This window comes from Enterococcus sp. FSL R5-0957, assembly GCF_038008005.1.
GTDB lineage: Bacteria > Bacillota > Bacilli > Lactobacillales > Enterococcaceae > Enterococcus_B > Enterococcus_B faecium.
The window spans coordinates 1,239,042-1,261,928 of sequence record NZ_JBBOYG010000001.1 but is presented as its reverse complement, the minus strand read 5'-3'; the positions used below and the strand labels follow the sequence as shown (position 1 = coordinate 1,261,928).

Annotated in this window: 16 protein-coding genes, 4 pseudogenes and 1 riboswitch; of the genes and pseudogenes, 6 read left to right on the top strand and 14 right to left on the bottom strand. The window is 37.4% G+C overall.

Going from position 1 to position 22,887, the window contains the following annotated elements; all coding sequences use genetic code 11:
• Positions 1–60: 60 nt before the first annotated feature.
• Both uxuA and MKX69_RS06090 read right to left on the bottom strand, forming a co-directional pair.
• Positions 61–1,143 (bottom strand): mannonate dehydratase, encoded by a 1,083-nt coding sequence (gene uxuA, locus MKX69_RS06095; RefSeq protein ID WP_341009317.1) that lies wholly within the window; start codon positions 1,141–1,143, stop codon positions 61–63.
• Positions 1,134–2,780 (bottom strand): mannitol dehydrogenase family protein, encoded by a 1,647-nt coding sequence (locus MKX69_RS06090; RefSeq protein ID WP_341009316.1) that lies wholly within the window; start codon positions 2,778–2,780, stop codon positions 1,134–1,136. Before MKX69_RS06090 ends, uxuA begins: the two co-directional genes overlap by 10 nt.
• A gap of 183 nt (positions 2,781–2,963) precedes the next feature.
• On the opposite strand from MKX69_RS06090, the gene MKX69_RS06085 reads away from it, so the two are divergent.
• From MKX69_RS06085 to MKX69_RS06060, 6 genes and pseudogenes are all read left to right on the top strand, one after another.
• The gene (locus MKX69_RS06085; protein WP_341009315.1) at positions 2,964–3,626 is read left to right on the top strand and encodes a GntR family transcriptional regulator; all 663 of its coding nucleotides are present in this window, start codon (positions 2,964–2,966) and stop codon (positions 3,624–3,626) included.
• A gap of 143 nt (positions 3,627–3,769) precedes the next feature.
• On the top strand, positions 3,770–4,333 hold the full coding sequence (gene ahpC / locus MKX69_RS06080) for an alkyl hydroperoxide reductase subunit C (RefSeq protein WP_002288178.1): 564 nt from the start codon (positions 3,770–3,772) through the stop codon (positions 4,331–4,333).
• 9 nt (positions 4,334–4,342) lie between these two features.
• Positions 4,343–5,871, top strand: a pseudogene (ahpF, locus tag MKX69_RS06075) (alkyl hydroperoxide reductase subunit F).
• A gap of 164 nt (positions 5,872–6,035) precedes the next feature.
• Positions 6,036–6,386: a DUF2200 domain-containing protein gene (locus MKX69_RS06070; protein ID WP_002288180.1), complete on the top strand. Its 351-nt coding sequence runs from the start codon at positions 6,036–6,038 to the stop codon at positions 6,384–6,386.
• Between the two features lie 98 nt (positions 6,387–6,484).
• Positions 6,485–7,012 carry a DUF308 domain-containing protein gene (locus MKX69_RS06065; protein WP_002298468.1) on the top strand — a complete coding sequence of 176 codons (528 nt, stop codon included), beginning with the start codon at positions 6,485–6,487 and terminating at the stop codon, positions 7,010–7,012.
• A 153-nt stretch (positions 7,013–7,165) separates the two neighbouring features.
• Positions 7,166–8,317 carry a cation:proton antiporter gene (locus MKX69_RS06060; RefSeq protein ID WP_341009313.1) on the top strand — a complete coding sequence of 384 codons (1,152 nt, stop codon included), beginning with the start codon at positions 7,166–7,168 and terminating at the stop codon, positions 8,315–8,317.
• A gap of 108 nt (positions 8,318–8,425) precedes the next feature.
• Here the strand turns inward: MKX69_RS06060 and pbp4 are convergent, their stop codons facing one another.
• The 12 genes and pseudogenes from pbp4 to MKX69_RS06000 form a co-directional block, all read right to left on the bottom strand.
• On the bottom strand, positions 8,426–10,462 hold the full coding sequence (gene pbp4, locus MKX69_RS06055) for a penicillin-binding protein PBP4(5) (protein WP_341009310.1): 2,037 nt from the start codon (positions 10,460–10,462) through the stop codon (positions 8,426–8,428).
• 125 nt (positions 10,463–10,587) lie between these two features.
• The gene (locus tag MKX69_RS06050) at positions 10,588–11,454 is read right to left on the bottom strand and encodes an LCP family protein (RefSeq protein ID WP_341010509.1); all 867 of its coding nucleotides are present in this window, start codon (positions 11,452–11,454) and stop codon (positions 10,588–10,590) included.
• A 109-nt stretch (positions 11,455–11,563) separates the two neighbouring features.
• Positions 11,564–12,727 carry an FtsW/RodA/SpoVE family cell cycle protein gene (locus MKX69_RS06045; protein ID WP_341009308.1) on the bottom strand — a complete coding sequence of 388 codons (1,164 nt, stop codon included), beginning with the start codon at positions 12,725–12,727 and terminating at the stop codon, positions 11,564–11,566.
• Between the two features lie 124 nt (positions 12,728–12,851).
• A riboswitch (M-box (ykoK) riboswitch) is annotated at positions 12,852–13,018 on the bottom strand.
• A gap of 224 nt (positions 13,019–13,242) precedes the next feature.
• Complete coding sequence (locus MKX69_RS06040; protein WP_002287763.1) at positions 13,243–13,449, bottom strand: hypothetical protein; 207 nt, start codon at positions 13,447–13,449, stop codon at positions 13,243–13,245.
• A gap of 15 nt (positions 13,450–13,464) precedes the next feature.
• The gene (locus tag MKX69_RS06035; protein ID WP_002297470.1) at positions 13,465–14,079 is read right to left on the bottom strand and encodes a flavin reductase family protein; all 615 of its coding nucleotides are present in this window, start codon (positions 14,077–14,079) and stop codon (positions 13,465–13,467) included.
• Positions 14,080–14,225: 146 nt separating this feature from the next.
• Positions 14,226–14,909, bottom strand: a complete 684-nt coding sequence (locus MKX69_RS06030; protein WP_341009306.1) for an N-acetylmannosamine-6-phosphate 2-epimerase — start codon at positions 14,907–14,909, stop codon at positions 14,226–14,228.
• Between the two features lie 108 nt (positions 14,910–15,017).
• On the bottom strand, positions 15,018–15,476 hold the full coding sequence (locus MKX69_RS06025) for an ASCH domain-containing protein (RefSeq protein WP_341009303.1): 459 nt from the start codon (positions 15,474–15,476) through the stop codon (positions 15,018–15,020).
• Positions 15,477–15,559: 83 nt separating this feature from the next.
• Complete coding sequence (locus tag MKX69_RS06020; RefSeq protein ID WP_341009301.1) at positions 15,560–17,323, bottom strand: 1-deoxy-D-xylulose-5-phosphate synthase; 1,764 nt, start codon at positions 17,321–17,323, stop codon at positions 15,560–15,562.
• A 220-nt stretch (positions 17,324–17,543) separates the two neighbouring features.
• Positions 17,544–19,003, bottom strand: a pseudogene (locus MKX69_RS06015) (hypothetical protein).
• A 207-nt stretch (positions 19,004–19,210) separates the two neighbouring features.
• Positions 19,211–20,137, bottom strand: a complete 927-nt coding sequence (gene glsA / locus MKX69_RS06010; protein WP_341009299.1) for a glutaminase A — start codon at positions 20,135–20,137, stop codon at positions 19,211–19,213.
• A 22-nt stretch (positions 20,138–20,159) separates the two neighbouring features.
• Positions 20,160–21,588, bottom strand: a pseudogene (locus tag MKX69_RS06005) (amino acid permease).
• A 30-nt stretch (positions 21,589–21,618) separates the two neighbouring features.
• Positions 21,619–22,833: pseudogene (locus MKX69_RS06000) on the bottom strand (ammonium transporter).
• Between the last annotated feature and the right edge of the window lie 54 nt (positions 22,834–22,887).

Here is a 22,887-nt window from a genome sequence, read left to right as displayed (position 1 = left end):
TTATGTATCAAGAATTTGAACATCCTTCTTATTTACATAATAAAATTACAGTTTTTTTCACTAATTATCTTTACTTTTGTTTCCTTTTTCGATTGCTTCCCATAATCCATTTAGATAAACAGCACCTAATGCTCGATCATATAAGCCGTATCCTGGTCTTCCTGTCTCATCCCAGATCGTTCTTCCATGATCAGGACGGATGTATCCGTTAAATCCGTTGTCATACATTGTTTTTAGTATGCGGTACATGTCTAATGAACCGTATTCGGATTTATGCGGTGCCTCATAGAAATCTCGATTAGCTAAAAATTTAATATTTCGAACATGTGCAAATGGGATTCGATCTCTTTGGCAAAATTCTGCTAAAATCCCATATACATCATTTTCTGGATCTTCTGCAATACTCCCTGTACAAAGAGTGATTCCGTTATAAGGGCTGTCTACTATGCGACACAACCAATCTAAATCTTCTCGATTCTTTACGATTCGAGGTAATCCAAAAATCGAGTATGGCGGATCATCTGGATGTACAGCCATTTTGACCCCTACCTCTTCACATGTTGGGATGATTGATTGGAGAAAATAGGCAAAATTTTCTCGAAGTTTTTCTTCGTCTACTGATGCATAGGCTTCAAGCAAGGATTTGATATGAGCTAAGCGCTCAGGTTCCCATCCCGGCAATTCAAATTCATTGCTGGAATGTTCGATGCGCGCGACGATTTCTCTTGGATCATCTGGAATATCATCAGATATAAAAGCTAACGTGGATGAGCCATCTTCTAAGCGGTAGTCAAGGTCAGATTTCACCCAGTCAAATACAGGCATAAAATTATAGCAGATGACTTCTATTCCATATTCTGCCAAGTTTCGGATTGTCTGCTTATAGTTTTCGATATACTGCTCACGGGAAGGTAATCCAATTTTAATGGCATCATGCACATTGACGCTTTCAATTACTTTTAGTGTTAACCCACGAGACTCAATTTCTTCTTTTAGTTCTTTGATCCTCTCCCTAGGCCATACCTCTCCTACTGGTATATCCATCAATGTGCCTACAATCCCTTTGACCGCAGGAATCTGTCTGATTTCATCTAAGGTAATCTTTTCTTCCTGTGATCCGTACCATCTAAAAGTCATTTCCATGATAAATTTCCTCCATGTTCTTGTAAGTAATCCTGTAATGTTTTTCGTACGGCATTTGGTCCTACTACCATCTTGATGAACATTTCTTCTATTTTTCTGCCAAGCTCTGCTTGGTAAAGATCTACACCAAAAATTTCTTTATTTGACAAAATAGGAACCATTTTCTCATGAATATGTGATGTATCTTGCGTACCCAGTTGAATATCGGAAAGCTTATGCTGAAGGTCTGTCAATAGTGGGTCTGGACTCGGGATGAATGGTTTTCCTTGATCATCAATGCCAATGAGGTATCGAAGCCAAGCAGCGAGAGTCAATGGTATGAATACAAGTGTCTGCGGGTCTTTAACTTCTATTTCCATATATTTTTTAATCGTCTCACCATAACGAATCGCCACCTTTTGAGAGGTATCCGTGGCGATTCGCTGAGGCATATCAGGAATATTTGGATTAGAAAAGCGCACAGTAATTACTTCTTCCAGAAAGATCTTTGGATCAATGATACCTGGAGACTCCACAACTGGGAGGCCTTCATTGTACCCGATTTCAGAAACTAGCAGCGATAAATTTGGATCTTTCATCTCCTCAGCTATGCTCCTATACCCCAGTAAACAACCCACAATAGCTAAAGACGTATGCAAAGGATTAAGGCAAGTCGTCACCTTCATCGTATCTGCTTTATCTACCGTTGCACGATCAGTCAAGAATACCCCAGCTTTTTCGAATTTTGGACGTCCATTGGGAAAATGATCTTCCATGATTAAATAATGGATGTCCTCTGTATTGACAAATGGAGCAATATTATTTCCTTTTGCGGTTTGGAAAATCGACATATTTGAAAAGCCCTCTTTTGCCAACATTTTGCTAACTGACAAGGAAGGATTCGGGGTGATACGATCAATCATCGTCCATGGAAACGCAACAATTTCTTCATTCGATAAGTATTGGATAAATGTATTTTGTACATAACCTTCCTTTTGCCATTCTTTTGCGATTGTTAGCAAAGAAGTACGTAATTGACTACCGTTTTGTGAAAAATTATCTGTAGAGACAAGTGCAATCGGCCAAGCTCCAGATAAAAAACGTTTATAAAGTAGCGCAGCAAGAATACTCATTGTATGTGATGGCTTCTTTGGACCATTTTTTATATCGACTGCAATCGGTCCTATATATTTATTATTTGTATCTTTCAATCGATAACCTTTTTCAGTAATAGCAAAAGTAACTAATTGTAAACTAGGATTTTCAAAGTGTCGAATCATCTTATCAAAGTGTTCAGAACAATCTGGATGACAATACAGACTGTCAGCTGTCGCAGCTAATATACGTTTGACGAGCTCTCCACTGCTTGGCATGACCACTTCAAGAATCAAATCATCAAAATCTTGGTAAGCCCTTTCAATTATTTCTTCATCGAATGTTTCACAAACAATGACACCAGTGGACAATTCGCCTAGATCCGCTAAACGTTGAGCGATTTCTGCATGAAATCCTCGATAAAGATTTCCGCCACCGAAATGGATCCAGACAGGATTTTTTTGTCCATTTTCTCTTAATGATGCACGGTCAAAATGAGGTATTTCTACTTCTTTTTGAGATAATTCAGGAATAAAGTTCCTCCAGTTGTTTAAATCAATCATTTTTCCCCTCCTAAACTAACATATTAGTTTTTGTATTCAAGTGAATTTTATGCAATAAAAATCGCTATGTCAACCAAAATTTTACTATTTATACAAATTTCCTAGTTAATGTGACATATCAGATTATTTTTCAGACCTCTTCTGTTATACTACGTTCATAGAAATGATTTTGGAGGTATAAAAATGAAAAGCAGCTTGCAATCTCAAGCTTATCAAGCGATTCGTAAACAAATTATCTATGCTGACTTAGAACCTGGAAGGAAAATATCTGAAAAGGCACTGGAGGAACATCTTGCTATCGGCCGGACTCCCATTCGCGAAGCATTGATTCAACTACGTCAGCAAGAACTCGTGTATACGATACCTCAAAGTGGTACGTATGTTTCAAAAATTAATCTTGTTTCTGCAGAAAATGCTCGCTTTGTCCGAGAACAGTTGGAAGAGCAAATCATGATTGAATGTTGTTCCAAATTGGACACACAAACACGAATAGTGCTAGAAACGATTTTAGAAGAACAAGAAAAAGCAGTCAAAATAAATGACGAACGCGCTTTTTTCCGTGCAGATAATTTATTTCATGAAGCTTGTTTCGAAACTGCAGGAAGAAAAGAAGTTTGGAACTGGTTAGATGACCATAATACCCATTTAGAACGTTTCCGCTGGTTACGAGTGACCATTCAGGGGCTTCCATGGGAAACGATCATGGAACAACATTATGATTTACTCAAGGCTTTAGTTGATAAAAAACCAGAAGAAGCTCGATTTCAAACGGGATTGCACTTACACATGATGCTGAAAGAACAGGAAACTGTTATTCAACGTTATCCCGAGTATTTCCAGCAGTAGCATTTTCTTGCGACCTCTTCTATTTTTATAATTAACCTTCGTTTTTGAGTAATCTTTATTAAATAACAAAATATCCATTGACTTTGCAACTCCAACTAAATTACAATAATTATAAATAAATAATTATTATTGGAGGTTTTACTATGTCATTGATTGGGAAAAAAATCGAAGAATTTAATGCACATGCTTATCATCAAGGAGAATTTTTAGAAGTCAGTGAAAAAGATCTTATGGGGAACTGGAGTATTCTTTGCTTCTATCCAGCTGATTTTACTTTTGTTTGTCCTACTGAATTAGAAGACTTACAAGAACAATACAGTACATTGAAATCTTTAGGTGTTGAAGTCTTTTCTTGCTCTACCGATACCCACTTTACTCACAAAGCATGGCATGATACATCAGATGCTATCGGTAAAATCGAATACGTGATGATCGGTGATCCGTCTCATCAGATTTCTCGTATTTTTGATGTTTTGGATGAAGAGCAAGGATTAGCTCAGCGAGGAACATTTATTATTGATCCAGACGGAATCGTTCAAGCTATGGAAATCAATGCAGATGGAATCGGTCGTGACGCTAGTGCACTGATTGATAAGATTCGCGCTGCTCAATATGTACGTACCCACCCAGGTGAAGTTTGTCCGGCAAAATGGAAAGAAAGTGGCGAAACATTGAAACCAAGTTTTGATCTTGTTGGAAAGATTTAGGTGGTGGATATGTTAGACAAAGAAACTAAACAAAATCTCGAACAATATTTAGCACTGATTGAATCTCCTATTGTTTTTTCTGTTAGTTTGGATACTAGTGAAAATAGTCAAAAACTAGCTGAATTTACGAAGGAAATAGCAGAAATGTCTCCTAAAATCTCTTGGGAAAAAAGAGATTCGATGCGAACACCTAGTTTTTCTATCAATCCAGTTGGCAAAGAAAATGGAATCGTTTTTGCTGGTATCCCCCTCGGTCATGAATTTTCCTCTTTTTTACTGGCTATGTTACAAATTAGTGGACGGGCACCGAAAATCAGTGAATCTTTGAGTCTTAAAATCAAAAAAATAACACAAAAATTGCATTTTGACAGTTATGTTAGCTTGACTTGTCATAATTGCCCGACGTTGTACAGGCATTGAATATATTAGCTGTATTAAATCCAAATATTACTCATACGATGATTGAAGGCGGGATGTTCCAAAAAGAAATCGATGATAAAAAAATCATGGCAGTGCCAACTGTGTTTTTAAATGGAGAAGAATTTAGTAGCGGACGCATGACGATCGAACAAATTGTTGAAAAAATCACTGGCCCTTTGATTGAAGAAGAGTTGTTTGAAAAAGAACCTTATGATGTATTAGTGATTGGCGGTGGACCAGCAGCTAGTAGTGCAGCTATCTATGCAGCACGTAAAGGAATACGTACAAGACTTGTCGCTGATTCTTTCGGCGGACAAATCGTTGAAACACTCGGGATTGAAAATATGATTGGTACCCCTTACACAGAAGGTCCAAAATTGATGCAGCAAGTAGAAAGTCATGTGCGTAGTTACCCTATCGACATTATGATGAATCAACAGGCCGTTTCCTTAAATAAAGAGCAACATTTTATTAATATTGGCTTAGCTAACGGTATATCACTTAAAGCAAAAACCGCAATCATCGCGACAGGTGCGCACTGGCGTTCTATCAATGTACCAGGCGAAAAAGAGTTTAAAAATAAAGGAATTGCTTATTGCCCACACTGTGACGGCCCTTTATTTAAAGGAAAAGAGATTGCTGTAATCGGTGGTGGTAATTCTGGTGTTGAAGCAGCGATTGATCTAGCTGGGTTAGCAAAACATGTTTATGTTCTAGAATTCTTACCCGAATTAAAAGGAGATCAAGTTTTACAGGATAAACTAGTTTCTCTTGCGAATGTCACTGTTATCAAAAATGCAGCGACGAAAGAAATCAGCGGGTCGAATCAGGTCGAATCTCTCTCCTATATCGATCAACATACGAAAGAGTTACATACTCTAGCTGTTTCAGGTGTATTCATTTTAGTCGGTTTACTTCCTAACACGGATTGGCTAGATGGAACAATCGAAATGAACCCAAGAAATGAAATAGTGACTGAGAAAAATGGCGCGACGAATATCCCCGGTGTTTTCGCAGCTGGTGATTGTACAGATAGTCCATACAAACAAATCATTGTTTCAATGGGTTCAGGAGCTACTGCAGCTTTAGGAGCCTTCGATTATTTGATGCGCACTTGAGCGATGAAGATTATACAAAAGACAGATAGAGGTTGTAAGCCTGCCGTTTCGCTCCGAGTCACAAGGAACAATTTAATAAACAGTTTCTCATGTTTGTTGAATATTGTGACCGAGGAGTTGACAGGACAACACCGTTTACTCGGAAAAAAGAAAGGTGACTGATTATGGCGCAAAATCGTATTTTTACGACAAGTTTTGCAAGCGTTTATCCTATGTATGTAGCAAAAGCGGAGAGAAAAGATCGTATAAAAGAGGAAGTAGATGAAATCATTTGTTGGCTGACGGGTTATTCCCAAACAGAACTAGAATATCAACTACAAAAACAAGTGACTTTCGAACAATTTTTTGCGGAAGCCCCTGTCCCCAATCCTTCACGTTCCTTGATTACAGGTGTTGTTTGTGGTGTACGAGTAGAAGACATCGAGGATAACTTGATGAAAGAAATTCGTTATTTAGATAAAATGATCGATGAGCTAGCAAAAGGCAAAAAAATGGAAAAGATCCTCAGAAGTTGATTTTTCCAGAGATATTCTTCTCCTTCGCTCATTTTGTAACATTTAATTTGGTAAAATGACTAGTTCACGTTAAAATAAGTCAAAGGAGGTTTTCTTATATGTTTGAGACGATTAAACAAAATATTCAAAAATACGCCTTATTAAGAGCTGCTGTTTATATTATTTCTGGGATTGCGATCGTAATTGCTCCATCGGCAGTTTTTCATTTTATCGGTTATCTGATCACTGCCTATCTTGTTTTACTTGGATTGTTGAATCTTTTTGAGGCTTACCGTTTTAAAAGAAAAACAGGTTCTTGGAGTATCGGTCTGTTCAGTGGTCTTTTTTTCCTGATCTTAGCGCTGATCGTCTATGCTTTTGCACCTGCAATCGTTTCTATCCTGCCGATTCTTCTTGGATTAGCTGTTATCATCAACAGCTTGTTCCAGTTGTTCTTCAGCATGAATACAAAAGCTAAAAGTTGGAGTGTTTATAGTATTCTGTTGTTGATTGGCGGATTCGTCTTATTGTTCAATCCATTCAAAAGTTTGATGCTTCTATTCCAAATATTCGGCTTTATTTTGATTTTCATGGGCATCCAGGAGATTATCAATTTCATCAGAATAAGAAAAATGACTATACGTTAATCATTTTTAGTTATTAAAATAGACCGTATAAAAACCAACAATCCAAAAAAATCTTTTGGATTGTTGGTTTTTTTGTGAGTATATTTTCCTATTTTTTCAATAATGTATGTTATGCTAAGTTCGGGCTATATTTTATACAAAGGAATGATGAGAATGAAATTTATTGGTATTTTATGCCTGATATTGATTTCAACAACGATTGGCTCACATATCTCGCGGAGATTAGGTATCCCAGCAGTGATTGGACAATTACTTGTTGGTGTTTTGCTAGGCCAAGCTGGATTGAATTGGGTCAAACCTGATATTCTAGTCCATGACTTTTCGGAGATTGGTGTGATCTTATTAATGTTTTTAGCTGGTCTGGAAAGTGATTTATCTCTTTTGAAAAAATATTTCCGACCTGGTATGTTCGTTGCTTTGCTTGGGATCATCTTCCCGGTTGTTTTTGGCTGGTTGACAGGCGAAGCATTCCAAGTTTCGGGAAATGAAGCGATTTTCTTTGGGATTATTCTTGCGGCAACTTCTGTCAGTATTTCAGTAGAAGTATTAAAAGAACTAAACGTAGTGAATACAAAAGAAGGATCAACAATTTTGGGTGCTTCTGTGGTAGATGACATTTTAGTCGTTTTAGTTCTAAGTTTCAGCCTATCTTTTCTAACGGGGGAAGCTTCTAGCAATGCTTCTTTACCGCTTGTTTTGATTGAACAGCTAATTTATTTTGTTTTTATTTTCTTATTAGTCAAATGGATTGCGCCTTTCCTACTTTCATTTGCAGAAAAAGTGTACGCAAATTCTTCTATTATCATCGTATCGCTAGTTATTTGTTTAGGAATGTCTTACGTAGCGGATCTTGTTGGGCTTAGCTCTGTCATTGGTGCTTTTTTTGCAGGGATAGCTGTCAGTCAGACAAAGGTTAAAGAAGAAGTATACCACAATGTAGAGGCTTTAGGATATGCAGTATTTATACCAGTATTTTTTGTCAGTGTAGGATTAGAAGTTGATTTTTCTGACTTTAGTGAACAACTACTCTTTATTTCTATATTGACGCTTGTAGCGATTTTGACCAAATTGCTTGGAGGGTATTTTGGTGCTCAGATTGCCGGTTTTTCTCAACATAGTTCATTGATGGTCGGTGCTGGTATGATCTCTCGTGGAGAAATGGCTTTGATCATTTTACAAATTGGACAGCAAAGTCAATTGATCGAACCACAGTACTATTCACCTTTAGTTATCGTGATTTTATTAAGTACACTTATTTCTCCACTTGTTCTAAAATATTTTACAAAAAAAGTTTATGAAGTGTGAGTAAATCAAAAAGAAGTTGTGAAAGAGACATCGTGAAAACCGTTTATTTGAAAAAAGGACTGTGACGATAACGCCACAGTCCTTTTACTGTACTTAAAAAGCAATTTTTTATTGATAATTTTGGTTGAGGTATTGCAATAGTTCCGGTGCTCGTTTGGTTGCTGAATCATCATCTTCTTTATTTTCCAACATGCTGACCATCATATAACCTTGGTTATCAGGATTGAAAGCAAACAAGAAACTGTTCTCTTTCCCTTTTTCATCCTGTTTTTCTTTGATTTCCGCTGTACCAGTTTTCGCTGCCAACGGAATCCCTAAAGCAGAAAGAGAATGTGCTGTACCATTTACATCTTGCACAACTTCTCTCAGATCTGGCACGATCGTTTGTACTGCTGTTTCGCCGATGACATTCTTCTTATCTTTTGTCTCTTTATCTGCAATCAATTTAGGATAGACAAGTGTGCCATTGTTGGCAAAAACAGAATACATTGCTGCTTGCTGGATAGGATTAATTAGAAGTTCGCCCTGTCCATATCCAGTATCAGCTAGCAAGATATCTGAGTTAAAGCTATCTTCATTAGAAATTTGTGCTGGATTCATACTAATTGGCAAATCAAGGTCTTCACCAAAAATGAATTTATCTAAGCCTGTACGAAATTTTTTCTCACCCATTTTCAACGTTTCTTGTGCCATATATATATTATCGGAATAGATCAAAGCAGTTTTTAAGTCTACTTGTGATACATCACTGACACGCGTTACTTGATAAGATCCCCAAGAACTGTCTTTTTGCCATTTAAGCCCGTTGATCGTCAACACTTCATTTGGATCGATAGTGCCGTTGTCAAGACCGATTGCTGCTGTAATCATTTTAAACGTAGATCCAGGAGCATAACCTGTCGCAAATCGGCTGATGAATGGCTGTTCAGGATTTTCTTCATAAGCTTTGTAATCTTCTTGTGAGATCTCGTTTGTCATTTTGTTTGGATCATAGCTTGGAGAGCTAGCAAGCGCAAGAAGATCACCGGTTTTTGGCGTTGTCGCAACAGTTGATCCAGCTTTTCCTCCTAGACTGTCAAAAGCTGTTTTTTGTGCCTTCGCATCGATTGTCAATTTGATATCTTTGCCATTTTGAACTTCATGTTCGATCAGAACTTTTTTCTCTACACCGTCTGCATCTGTAATGCTTAATTTCCCACCTGTTGTCCCACGAAGATCCTTATCAAAAGCCATCTCCAAACCTGAGCGACCGATTTTTCCATTACTGCTTAATTCTGGATTCTTATCAATATCTTCTGCTGTGATATCTCCCACGTAACCAATCAGCTGAGCAGCTGCTTCACCCAAAGGATAATATCTGCCGTCTACTTCTTGAATGGTAGCTCCAGCTGGAAGTTCTGGCGTTGCTCCATCAATGATTTTCAATGGGACAAAGTAATCGGGTTGTACCCAGCTTTGTGAAATCGCCTGATTGATAGCATCTTCTGTTAAGTCGAAGGAGGAAGCAATCGCTTTGATATTGGCTGTTTTTTCGTCTCCATCTCCAAGTTTACTTGGAACGACTCCTAATTGTTTTAGTTTGCCTGTTGTTGCTAATGGTTCACCATTTCGATCTATAATATTCCCTCTTGCTGCTTCTTGTGTGGTCAGGCTTACTTTGTCATTTCCTTCCATTTCTGGAAAAACCAAGTTGGGTTGCCAGTTGATCGTGGTTTGACCATCATTTTTGTCTAATGTTCCTTTATAAGAAAGATCTTTCAATTCACCTAATGAGGTATTCATCTTTGCTTTATATGAAAAACTGTAAGTAGAATCGTCTTTTTTATCTACTTTTAGATTCGATATCTGAAGTCCTTTGACATCAGCAGCACCGTATATATTCTGGTATTTCTCTAAGATCTCTTTTTCAGATAATGCACTTTTATTTGCCGCCTTTTTTGATGCCATTTCTGCAGCTTTGTTATAATCTCCCTCGTTCAAAGCTTGGACAAATTGCTCAACTGTCTTTTCTCCAGCTTCTACTGCTTGGGTTTCTTGATAGTGCTGGTAGTAAAAATAACCGCCACCCGCAGCTGCTATTAAGATCACTGCGCCGGCAATATAAGCGCCTGTTCGATTTTTGCCGTGCTTGTCACTTCTTTTCATTTTTTCCTCCTTCTCTTGCTTGTCATTCCTTTATTTTCACTATTTATACCTGTTTATTCTAACATAATAAAAGAAGTCAGAACATAACATAGATTGTTATTTCTAACTTCTTTTATTTTCTTTACTTAATTATTCAGAAATTTTTTGATTGCTTCTTGGTTTTTGGTCAAATCTAATTCCAGAACACTTCCGGAAGGCGTATTGTCGTTGAAGTCCCAACTGCCGTCTACTGGTACGGATAATGTATCGATCTTTTTATTATTGTCTTTGAGGAAATCCATACCACAATCCAGAAGCACACTTTCTGGAAGGTTCGTTTGGATACTACCAAGTAATTTCCCAACCGCTTTGGGTAGCTTGAATATTGAAGTTACGTCTTTCAGCTGCTGAGAGATAGCTTTGATCACTTGCTGCTGCCTTCTGATCCTCCCGAAGTCTCCTTCTTTGTCTTCCCGAAATCGAGCATACTGGAGTAAAGTATTACCATCCATCACTTGCTCTCCTTTGTTTATATATACGCCATCTAAATCTAGAGATTTTTCTGCATCGATCTTGACTCCACCAGGAAACAGTTCATTAACGCAATCGATAAAATCTTGAAATGTGATACTTGCATAATAGGGAGCTTCAAATTTGAAATTTTCCTTTAATGTTTGATTTAATAAATCAACTCCCCCATAAGAGTAAGCTGCATTTATCTTATTCATTCCGTAACCTGGAATATCGACATATGAATCTCTCATGATAGAGATCAGTTTTGCTTGTTGTGTTTTCTGGTTGTATTGTGCAACCAGAAGTGAATCCGAGCGACCGTTTTCGTCTTTCGAACGAGCATCTGAACCAATCAAAGCCACATTTAGTGTGGTAGGGACACTTTTCGGCTCTACCTTTTTCACAGTTGAACTCTGTTTTGCAGACGAAAATCCATGGATAAACTCAATCGAAAAATAGCCAACTACTAATGTAAGCAGTAACAAAATAGATAATATGATTTTTTGAGATACTTTCGTTGCGAATTCCTCTTTCTAAAAGAACCTCTCGCTTGAAAAATAAAAGATTGTACTTTATGATAATTCAAACTGAGAGTTTCTCAGTTTCTCTTTATTGTTTTTCAGGTCGATAGAGCGGCAACTCTTCGGCCTGTATCTTTGAAGAAATATTCAACGTGATTCCGATTCCTAAAGAAAGGATCAGATAACTTGTTCCTCCGTAGCTAACAAATGGCAATGGCACACCAGTCATTGGCATCAGCCCCGCGATACTTCCCACGTTCATTATCGTCTGAACGAATAGCAAAGTTCCGAATCCTAAAAGAAACAATCCAGCTTGCTGATTTTTACAGCGACTGCTTAAACAAAAGATTCTCATGCATAATGAGAACAATAAGAAAAGCACACACAATGCACCGATTAGCTCAAGCTCTTCTGTAATAATCGAAAAAATAAAATCTGTTTCTGTCTCTGGAAGATACCCTTTTTTTGTGATACTATTTCCTAATCCCCGCCCAAATATGCCACCATTATATAGTGCATAAAACGAATGGGTCATTTGATAGTCCGCGCCATGACTATCGATAAAAGGATCTCTTAAAGTCGCGATCCTTTCATAAGCATGATTAAACATCTGTGGAAGCCAACCTTTATTTCCTAAATATAATACCCCGCCTGCTGCTCCAATCAGCAATGCAGAAAAAGTAACGATTAGATAGATCCCTTTTTTAAATGGAACCGCCGCTGCCCAAAATATGATCCACGCAATCGAAAGGATCATCAATGCTCCAGCAATCTTTGGCTGGAATAAAATCAGAAAAGTTATACCTACTGTAATCAGGAATGGTTTTTTTAGATCTTTTGGGCTACTATTTCCGTCACGAAAAAACCAGCTTAAATAAAAAATCAAAAAAAGATTTGCCAGTTCAGAAGGCTGGAATTGAATGCCAAACAGAGAGATCCAACGTTGTGCACCATTGACAGTGACACCGAATATCCCTATTCTTACTAATGCTAAAAAGAAAATCGATAAGGCTAAACCGTATCCTGCTATTTTAGGGTGAAGTAAATAGTGTAGTTTGACTGAACGAGCTAAGAAGATCACGCTCCAACTCAAAAATATGAAAATTAGTTGACGCAATAATAGACTTTTTGTATTTTCATCGGCTTGCAATAAACGATAAGAACTGGCACTGTATACTTCTAAAAGACCGATCATGGACAAAGTCAAATAAGGATCCAAAATCCACCAATCGATCTTTTTTCTTTTTTTCACCGCATCTCCTCCTCACACAGCAATCCACTTGTCAGGTGAGGAGCGAGTTTGTCTCATCAAATAAGTCAGTCACAAAAATATAAAGAAAAGGTCAGAAACCTTTTCGAATAAGAATTCTGACCTAGCATCATCTCATCGTCCGAGTTTTAGCACTATACAACGTAAAGAAAACATTCTTAGCTATTGGAAAAAGCCTTAATCCGACAGTTTCTATTTTACCCATTGGCGACTTTCGACGTTTCTGGGCAACAGCCTATGTTTGTATAGGAGCCTCACCTAACAAGGTTATTACTATATTCTATTTACGAGTTCATGATAGACTTTTCCTAATGATTAGGCAATGGAATTTGAAATGAAATAGTGAAATTTAACAATCTTTAATATTTTTTAGAAAAAAATAACAAATAAGTTGAAAGAATCCCGTTGCAAATTCTTTCAGTTGCACCAGGATTCTTTGATAATTTTTTAGTTTTATGTGTTTTTTTATGTGTTTTCTCACTTTTCGGAATAAATATTTATTTGTTAAAGTAATTAAACAATCCGCTAATCGTTTGATCTGGCATTTCTATTTCCTTACCATCTAAAGTAACAGTAGTAACGACAAAATGGTCTTGCAATGGCGGAACTTCTAAGTACTGCCCTTGCAGAAAATCATTCACTGTTTCATATTCTTTTTTCATTTCTTTTGAATCTGTCGATGGTTTATAGCTTATTTTTAACATAACTAGTGCTCCTTTTTATTCGGGACGTGCAATCGTGAAAATTTCTCCTATTGCTGCATAATCATTTCCTGCCAAACGGCTTACAGCATTCAATTTTCTTGGATCGATCCTTCCTGTCTTATCATCATAGACTGTTTCATTTAAATGATATTTCTGTACTTCTAGCAAAAATAAATCAGCTGTTACTTTATTTTTATTCCGTATCTCGACATGTTCATATAAGGATGTTTCAAAACGAACTTTTGCTTCTGTCAATGCTGGTACTGAAATGATTACTGAATCAGTTAAAGTCAAGTCAGTCAGGTACAGTTCGCTTTCCTCATTAGGCAGATTGGCTGCTGTTTTATTTACTTCTTCTACGTTGTCCTCATCAAGGATATGGATAACAGCTTCTCTTGTCTCAAGAATATTCTTTGCTGTGTCTTTTACTGCATCTTGTTTTCTCTGGATCGCCAAGGATAAGATGGGTGGATTCGAACTGACGATATTGAAGTAACTGAAGGGTGCGATATTCACTATATCTTTTGCTGATTTAGTCGTTACTACTGCTACTGGTCTAGGGATGACTGAACCAATCAGCAACTTGTAATTTTCACGTTCTGTCAATTCTGAAGGACTCCGTTCAAACATGGTTTCGCCTTCTTTCTATAAAATTCGTTAAAAAGCAGATCTTGAAGACAAAATGAAAAGTAATGCTTTTTTCATCTTCTTAGAATCTGCTTTAAACTATCTATCAATTTTTCTTTTTTGTCAAGAATCTGTACCGTGCGTGTTTTTTAGTTACTTGCTTTACTTGCGGCTTCGACATATCTTTTAGTGATCAATTGCGGACGGGTGATAATAGATCCAACTACGACTGAAAAAGCACCTAATTCATATGCTTTCTCTACTTGTTCAGGAGAGTCAGTATGTCCTTCCATAATTACTGGGATATCGACTTGTTCTATGATTTGATTCAATAAATCAAAATCAGGTGTCTGCGTCTTTCGTGAATATTCTGTATAGCCTGCTAAAGTCGTAGACAAAAGATCAAAACCATCTCCTTGCGCTTGAAGCGCTTCCTCAAAAGTCGAAATATCTGCCATAGCTAACCGACCGTGTTCGTGAATCATTTGGACAAGTTCAGCAGTTGTTTTTTCTGTCGGACGTTTACGAGAAGTTGCATCCAGTGCAATGATTTCTGCTTGCGTCTCCAAAAGTTCTTCCACTTCTTTTTCTGTCGCAGTAATAAACACTTCTGACCCATCGTAATCTCTTTTGATAATCCCTATTACCGGTAAATCAACGATTCGCTTGATTTCATTGATATCTTCTGTCGTATTTGCTCGAATACCAACTGCTCCGCCTTCTTTTGCAGCCAAAGCCATTCTCCCCATAATAAAAGAACTGTGTAGCGGCTCGTTTTCCAAAGCTTGACAAGAAACGACGACTCCGCCTTTGATTTGTTCCAGTGTATCCACAATATCTCCTCCAGTAATGTTATATAAAAATACAGCTTCATATAAAAATGTAACCCTTTTCTATTCAGGAGTCAATAATGAGCTATTTCTTTCAGCAGACCTTTCTTACTAAAAGAAAATTACTTCAAATTCTTCGTATACGACCAGCTTCTCTTCTGTAAATTCTATGTTCAACGCTTCTTTATAAGCATGTTTAAAAAACTCAGCATGGACTTTCCGCCAATAAGCTAATGTCCGATCCCCTTCTCCTTCTTTCCAAGCATGCTCTTTCGTGACTTCACTAAAAGGCAAGATGGTCACATTTATATTTTTGATGATACAAACTGGTTCATTTTTTCCATTCAGGACCACGTCTAATTGACCAACTTTTGGTAAAGGCTCATTCTCTTGTTTATACAGATCGTAACCACTTGATGTACCAGTCTTTATCTTTTTTACAACTAGTTCGCTCAACTCGTCTGCCATTTTTTCTGTATCCCCAAATGAAAAGAAACCTAATTTTTCTGATTGATAACTAGGATATTTTTTTTGGAACTTTTTGACATATTCTTCTACTTGCTGATACATAACATCCACCCCTTTGCTTTTTATAATGAAAAAACCATCCAGATACTAGTATAAACAATTATCTGGATGGTGAGCATAATGAATTATTGAATATTCAAGACACGCAGACTATCTTCAACGATTTGTTTTGGTGTTAAATGATAACGTTCATAAAGCTGCCCTACAGGAACGCTATCCGTGAATTCTTTCTCTGCACCAAAATTTAATACGTTCATTGAAGAATCACCATAATAACGACTGATATTTTCGCCAAATCCTCCTGACAAACTACCATCTTCTAATGTGATGACTAATTCATGTGTTTCTTTTAATTTATCTAATGTTTCTACGTCATTTTCTGTGATCGTTCTTGGATTGATCAACGTTGCTTCGATTCCTTTTTTTCTAAAAGCTTTTACTGTTTCTTTTCCTAATTCAAGAAAACCGCCTAAAGCTAAAATTGCTACTTTTCCTCCATTATTTACTGTTTGATAGGCTGGAATACTATAATCATTTGCGATAGCTGTACCATGTTCTACACCATGTGTAGGAATCCGGATTGCTACAGGCTGCGCTGTTTGTTCGAACGCCCAATCTAGCATAGAGATCATATCCTCTTTTGTTGCTGGAGCAAGATATTTGATGTTCGGGATACTTGATAAGTAAGGAATGTCAAATGTTCCTTGGTGTGTTCGGTCACTAGCTGAGATCGTTCCGCTACCGACTAAAATAATCACTGGATTCTCGTTGATCGCTAAATCATGTGATAATTGATCATATGCCCGTTGCAAGAAAGTACTTGATTGGAAGACGACTGGACGTACTCCCTGAGAAGCCAAAGCAGAAGCGAAAGTGATAGAGTGCTGTTCAGCGATCCCCACGTCAAAATAATGATCTGGATGTTTTTCTTGGAATGTTTTCAGTCCAAAGGCGCCTGGTATCGCTGCATTGACTGCGGCAATAGGAGCTGTACTTGTTTGCATTTTCTTATCCAAATAATCCATGATGATCATATTAAATGTTTCTCCAGAAGTTACTTGCTTTGCCTCCCCGGTGGACAGATCAAATGGTACATGCCAATGATATTTCATTTTATTATCGATTGCCGGCTGATAACCGCGACCTTTTTCCGTATGTACGTGAAGTACAATCGGATGATCAATATCTTTTACTTCTTCAAATAAACGGATCACCGTTTCCAGATTGTTTCCATTATCCACGTAACGATAATCAAATCCCATTGCTTTAAATAGGTTATTGCTGCTTTTACCGTTGGTTTGACGAAGCTCAGCTAAGTTTTTATATAAACTGCCATGGTTCTCATCAATAGACATCTCATTATCGTTTACTAATACGATTAGATTGGATTGTAAAACACCACCATTGTTCAATCCTTCAAAAGCTAAGCCACCACTTAGGGAGCCGTCACCGATAAATGCTACCACATTTCCTGATTCTTTCTTCAGATCTCTCGCTTTAGCTAAACCTGTTGCTAAGCTGATAGATGTAGATGTGTGCCCCACTGTAAAATAGTCATGTTTACTTTCATGTTGGTTGGAATATCCGCTCACTTCACGGGAATGTCCTTTTTCAAAACCATTTTTTCGACCAGTTAAAAGCTTATGACCATAAGACTGATGGGAAACATCCCAAACGATTTTATCCTTTGGTGAATCAAATACATAATGAAACGCAATCGTTAATTCTACTACACCTAGATTCGGACCAACGTGCCCACCTACATCGCTGTCCTTTTGCAAGATTTTTTGGCGCATCTCTTCTGCCAACTGTTTCATTTCCTCAACAGATAATTTTTTGACATCTGCGGGGCTATTGATTGCATCCAATACATGTAATACTGTACTCATAATACATTCTCTCCTCCGTACTATCTTCTTTTAATGAAAATAGATTTGTTACACTTTATCTATTCTACTACTTAGAGTTGACTCTAAGTCAATAGCATTTTAAAAAAATTTCAGAGAAAGCTTGTTATATAAGTAGATCTTCGCACGAATCAGGACTCAAATAAAAACCTTCTACAGACAATTAAAAAGCTTTGTAGAAGGTCTCCTAATTAAGGTCTCATCAAGAAATATGTTTTTTTAATAGGTGAAGTTCCTGAGCAATATGATACAAATGGATGTTTGCACCTTTTAATGAGATTGGATAGATCTTTGTCTTTTCAGTTTCTAATCCATTTTGATAGCTAGCAGCATCGCACAAAACCACTCTTTTTTTCGCACATAGACATTCATCAGGCAATTCTTCTAATGAACGAAATAAAATAGGATTTATTTCGGCGATGCCTTCTTCCGCATACAAATGAAATTGGGTTCGATAAAAAAATTGTTTGACTGAACTTTCTGAAACAACAAAAATTTCTATTTCCTGTCTCCCCGCTTGTTCACTGTTGATCAAAGAAAGACTTTTGACGAATTTTCGAATGAAATTTTCATTCCATCTTAGTTGGATTTGATTTTTCTTTTTCCACTCTTCCAATATTTCTACAATTTTTCCGTACAGAAGTTGTTCTTTTTCTGATAGAAGATAGATCCTTTCCGGTAAAAATACTTGTCCATCTGCCCACAACGTACGGACAAATTGTAAAAAGGATTGCTTGAAAATAAAATTTTCTGCATCGTCGATTTCAGCGATACTAATAATCTGTAAAATCAATTCATTCAGTGATAGGTCATTGAGAACAAAATTTTTATAAACAACTTCGAAATCTTTTCTTAACAGCTCCATGTTCTCATTGGTATAATTTCTACTGTTGAACAAAGAAAAAATATAATAGACATCTTCTTCTTGTAAGTCTAGAATTCCTTTTTGCTCTTCCAATCCTTGACAAACTAATTGAAATAACGGCTTCGTTTCTGCGCTTTTCTTATCTTCTTCTTTCAGTCCAAGGGGAAATGCCTTTCTTCCGATTGCGATCTCTATTCCTCGTATGATAAAGGACTTTTCATCTTCCGAATATCTTCTTTTAAAAAAATGAGTCTCTACATAATCAATCAACTCGTTACAAGCTTCTTCTACATACGAATTTTTATTTTCATAGCCTTCCCAATTGACATAGCGTACTAAAGCTAGCAAGATGTTCCGCGAGTCAAATTCTGGGATAATGATTTCTTTATTTTTCAAATAATCATTTTCTTTAAAAAATCCAATACGATTTTTTTGATTGTATATACTTTGCTCAAAGAAATAAATTCAAGATCAGCCAGTTCTGTACTCGTGAATATACCATCAAAATAATAACTTAAAAACTTTAAAAAATAAGATTGACCGTACAGAAACTGTGTGAGCTCAGAAAGAGCAATACCATGTTTGAATACGAGTTTATACTTATGCTTCTCTCTTACTTGTTCTTTTATACAATATTCTAGACACTCGGCTAGACTTTCTAGATCGTGAAGGATCGTTGGTGTAGTCACCCTTAGAGAAATAGCTGTTTGTTCGATATCTATTTCTTGGAATTCAAATAATTGTTCACACAGATACACTTTTCTAAATATATTTCGCTCGATGTAATTTTCCAGCATTCCTGATACACGCCTCCAGTTTTTCTTATGAGTTTATTTAATCATATCTGTAAATCATATTTTTGTTTCCTTTTTATTTAGAAAAGCCCTTTCAAAAACCAATAAAAAAAGAAACTGGGACAAAAGTCAAACAAGCTCACAATTTCAGCCTCATTGTAGGTAACTTTGAGCCGTTTGGACTTTTACCCCAGCCTCTTTCAAGAATGGTTATTCAAAGATGTCAGTGTCTAGTTCTTTGACTACATCTTTCAACAATTGGATACCAGCTGCGCTGTTACCAAATGGATCTAGTGCCGGGCTGAAGACACCTATGCCGTAACGATTTGGCACAGCTGCCATCAACCCGCCGCCTACACCGCTTTTTGCAGGTACACCAACATGGACGGAAAACTCTCCTGATTCATCATACAAACCAGCAGTTGTCATAATTGATTTGACGATTGTAGCACTTTCTTCAGTAATGATTTGTTTGCCATTCCAAGGAGCAATTCCTTTATTTGCCAGCACAGCAGCTAATTTTGCTATGCCTGTAGCGGTGACATTGAGGGAGCATTGTCTGAAATAAGCATCGAGTATCTCCTGTACGTCTCCTTCGATCATTTGATTACCTTTCATATAGTAAGCAAGAGAGCGATTGATATCACCTGTTCTTGATTCAGAATGATAGATTTCTTCATTCAATGTGATATTAGGATCATCACAGATCTCTTTCATAAATGACAAGATTCGCTCAAATTTTTCATCTGCATCTTTACCGGCAATCAACGAGGTTGTTGCAATCGCTCCTGCATTAACAAAAGGATTCATTGGATGTTTGCGATGATTGATTTCCATATTCATGATAGAATTGAAGGCAAAACCGGTTGGTTCCGTGTTGATTGTTTGAAAGACTTTTTCTATTCCGTTGTCTTTGATTGCTAATAACAATACGGGAACTTTTGACATGCTTTCGATGGCAAAGCGCACATCGGCATCTCCTCCCTCAATCAGTTGTTTTGTATCCAAATCATAAATCGCCATACCTAATTGTTTAGGATCCACTTCAGCTAATGCTGGAATGTAATCCGCCACTTGTCCTGTTTGATAATAGTGGAAATTTTTTCCAATCAATTGTTCTAATTCTTTTACTTCCATTTGAATAACCAGCTTTCATTTTTTATTTTTCTGCATGCTGGAATTTATGACGGCATGCGTAGATCGTAAATGGAATAACTAAGACGATAAGATAAGAAACAATCAGAATCGTTTCATAAATCCCATGCTGTCCAGCTGCGATACTAGCAGGTGGAACAAATGAGATACAAAAAGCAAAAAGTGAAGTCAAAAGACCTAAACAAGCAACGATTACTTTTACAACTTTTCCGCCTGGAACCTGATAGGCTCTTTCAAGACTGTCATCTTTAAAAACCAGCTTCAAATAGCCCGCGAAAAACATAAAGTACAACATCAGGTAGATTACAACAGTCAATGACATCGCTGCAAGAAATGAAAGATTATTCCCCCCGCCGCTTAATGTAAAGACGGCTGCCCAGATTGTTGCAACGATCCCATTGGCGATCATCAAATGAGCAGGAACACCGTGTGTGTTTTCTTTTGCAAAATATTCAGGAAGTAATCCTTCTTCTGCTGCTACGTGAAGTGCTTTTGAAGGAGAGGTTACCCAAGAAGCAATTTCTCCGATGACACCTAAACAAACAAGAATCGCAAGAATTTTCGCAATCCATGCAAGATTTGGATCAATGTGTCTTAATAGGAATTCTAACGATTGAATCACCCCTGTTATTAAGAGACAAACCATGTTGAGGTACTGTAGTAGCGACGGTCAATCCGCCAAAAATATCTAAAATGATTGCCAGAATAACCAATACAAACATTGCTAATGGATAATCCTTTTTAGGGTTTTCCATTTCATTTGCATGACTGGCAGATGTTTCTACGCCCATATATGCTAAAATAAAGGAAACAAAAACAACCAGCGTAGGCAATTTCGAAAAATCAGGAATCAATGTTTTCATAGACAGTGTCGTTTGTAGTGGAGCGCCTGAAGCGACATAATGGATACCTAAGCCAAACAGGACTAATGCTGGCAACAAGATACCAGCTACAAAACCGATCCGAGCAATCAATGAAGTGTATTTGGTTCCTTTTAACTGTGAGAGTAAAATAGCCCAGAAAATAATCAATAGGATTGCCAATTTCAGATATTTATTGTTTTGTATAGCACCAATACCCGTTGCATAGGATAATGCACCAGTTAAGAAATACAGCATGGTCAAGTAGCCAACTGTTATCTCAAACCATTGGAAAAAGATTGCGGCAAAACCGAATCGTTTTCCCAATGTGCGACTGACCCAAGTATAGACACCGCCTTTTTCCCATCCTTTCACCGTTGCCATCTCTGCTGCGCACAATGCCACAGGGATAAACCATAGCAAACCGCCTAATAACAAGAAAAATACTAAGCTGAAGCCTGAGGTCGCGAATGTGGGATATTCATATAATGAAACGACCATTGAGATGGTCATAGCCAAAAAGCCAAAGAACGTTAATTTTTTTGCAGGAATTTTCGTTTTGCTTTGTTGCATGAATCTTCCTCTTTTCTATTTGAATTTGTTTCAATTGAGTTTGTTGCCAAAGAAGAAAAAGTCCAATCCTTCTTCTTGTTCTTCTTTTGTAGTAGTGATCGTTGTAAAGTGCATCGCCGATTTTAAAATCACTGTTGTCAGCACATAGGCATACACGGCAGTAATGATGACACCAATCACTTGAATCCCTAAGAAGTACCAGCTGCTTGGATTCGTTAGTAGATGGCTGTTAGATGCAAAGATCCCTATCAGAATCGTACCTGTGAATCCGCCCATGCCATGAACACCCCACACATCAAGTGCATCATCTCATTGTTTCTTTTTACGAAAATCAACAGCAGCATGACAGACGATACCCGCAATGATCCCAATCAGCATGGCACTTTTTGCTTCTACATAACCGGCACAAGGCGTAATGGCTGCCAATCCAGCAACGGATCCTGTTAGTACGTCGACAAAATCAAAGCCATTTCCTTTTACTTTTGCAATGATCAGCCAAGTAATCATCGCAAATGCAAGAGCGATGAATGTTGAACCAAATGCATTGACTGCTTGTTCATCTGCTCGAAGTGCACCACCGGAATTAAAACCGAACCAGCCAAACCAAAGCAGTCCTGTACCGATAGCAGCTGCCATAAGACTGCTATGCTGACTTCTTTCTCCTAAAGGAATCTTTCTTTGACCAAGTGTGAGGATACATGCTAAAGAGCCGAATCCAGCTGTCGTGTGGATGACTGCTCCACCAGCGAAATCTCTAAATCCCATCTGATCCAAAAATCCGCCGCCCCATATCCAGTGGCAAACAGGGAAATAAATCAGCAGATTCCAAAAAATAACAAGTATAATATAGCCTTTTAAATTCAATCTCCCTGCAAAAGCTCCTGTCATCAAAGGAACGGTAATCACGATAAACATCAGTTGGTAAAGAAAGAACATTAAAAATGGAATCGTTGCACCATGAAACATGTTGGGGAAGCTTGTAACATGTCTCATCAAAAAGAAATCTGCCGGGTTTCCAATAACACCGCCGATATCCCGTCCAAAGGCCAATCCGAATCCACCAAATACCCACATAATCGTTGTTATCCCAACGGAGAGAAAAGATTGAGACATGATCGTTAGTATATTATTCTTCCGTGCTAATCCGCCGTAAAAAAATGCTAGACCAGGAGTCATCAGGCAAACCATTGCTGTACATAAAATCATGAATGCTGTATCTCCTGTATTGATAGGTAATGTATTCATTTTTTTCGCCTCCTTTCTACGATTACGAGTATAAAAGAAGGTGTAGTTGTTTTT

Coding starts and splice junctions, on each gene's coding strand:
- uxuA (WP_341009317.1), bottom strand. CDS start 1,143: ATGGAAATGACTTTTAGATGGTACGGATCACAGGAAGAAAAGATTACC.
- MKX69_RS06090 (WP_341009316.1), bottom strand. CDS start 2,780: ATGATTGATTTAAACAACTGGAGGAACTTTATTCCTGAATTATCTCAA.
- MKX69_RS06085 (WP_341009315.1), top strand. CDS start 2,964: ATGAAAAGCAGCTTGCAATCTCAAGCTTATCAAGCGATTCGTAAACAA.
- ahpC (WP_002288178.1), top strand. CDS start 3,770: ATGTCATTGATTGGGAAAAAAATCGAAGAATTTAATGCACATGCTTAT.
- MKX69_RS06070 (WP_002288180.1), top strand. CDS start 6,036: ATGGCGCAAAATCGTATTTTTACGACAAGTTTTGCAAGCGTTTATCCT.
- MKX69_RS06065 (WP_002298468.1), top strand. CDS start 6,485: ATGTTTGAGACGATTAAACAAAATATTCAAAAATACGCCTTATTAAGA.
- MKX69_RS06060 (WP_341009313.1), top strand. CDS start 7,166: ATGAAATTTATTGGTATTTTATGCCTGATATTGATTTCAACAACGATT.
- pbp4 (WP_341009310.1), bottom strand. CDS start 10,462: ATGAAAAGAAGTGACAAGCACGGCAAAAATCGAACAGGCGCTTATATT.
- MKX69_RS06040 (WP_002287763.1), bottom strand. CDS start 13,449: ATGTTAAAAATAAGCTATAAACCATCGACAGATTCAAAAGAAATGAAA.
- MKX69_RS06035 (WP_002297470.1), bottom strand. CDS start 14,079: ATGTTTGAACGGAGTCCTTCAGAATTGACAGAACGTGAAAATTACAAG.
- MKX69_RS06025 (WP_341009303.1), bottom strand. CDS start 15,476: ATGTATCAGCAAGTAGAAGAATATGTCAAAAAGTTCCAAAAAAAATAT.
- MKX69_RS06020 (WP_341009301.1), bottom strand. CDS start 17,323: ATGAGTACAGTATTACATGTATTGGATGCAATCAATAGCCCCGCAGAT.
- glsA (WP_341009299.1), bottom strand. CDS start 20,137: ATGGAAGTAAAAGAATTAGAACAATTGATTGGAAAAAATTTCCACTAT.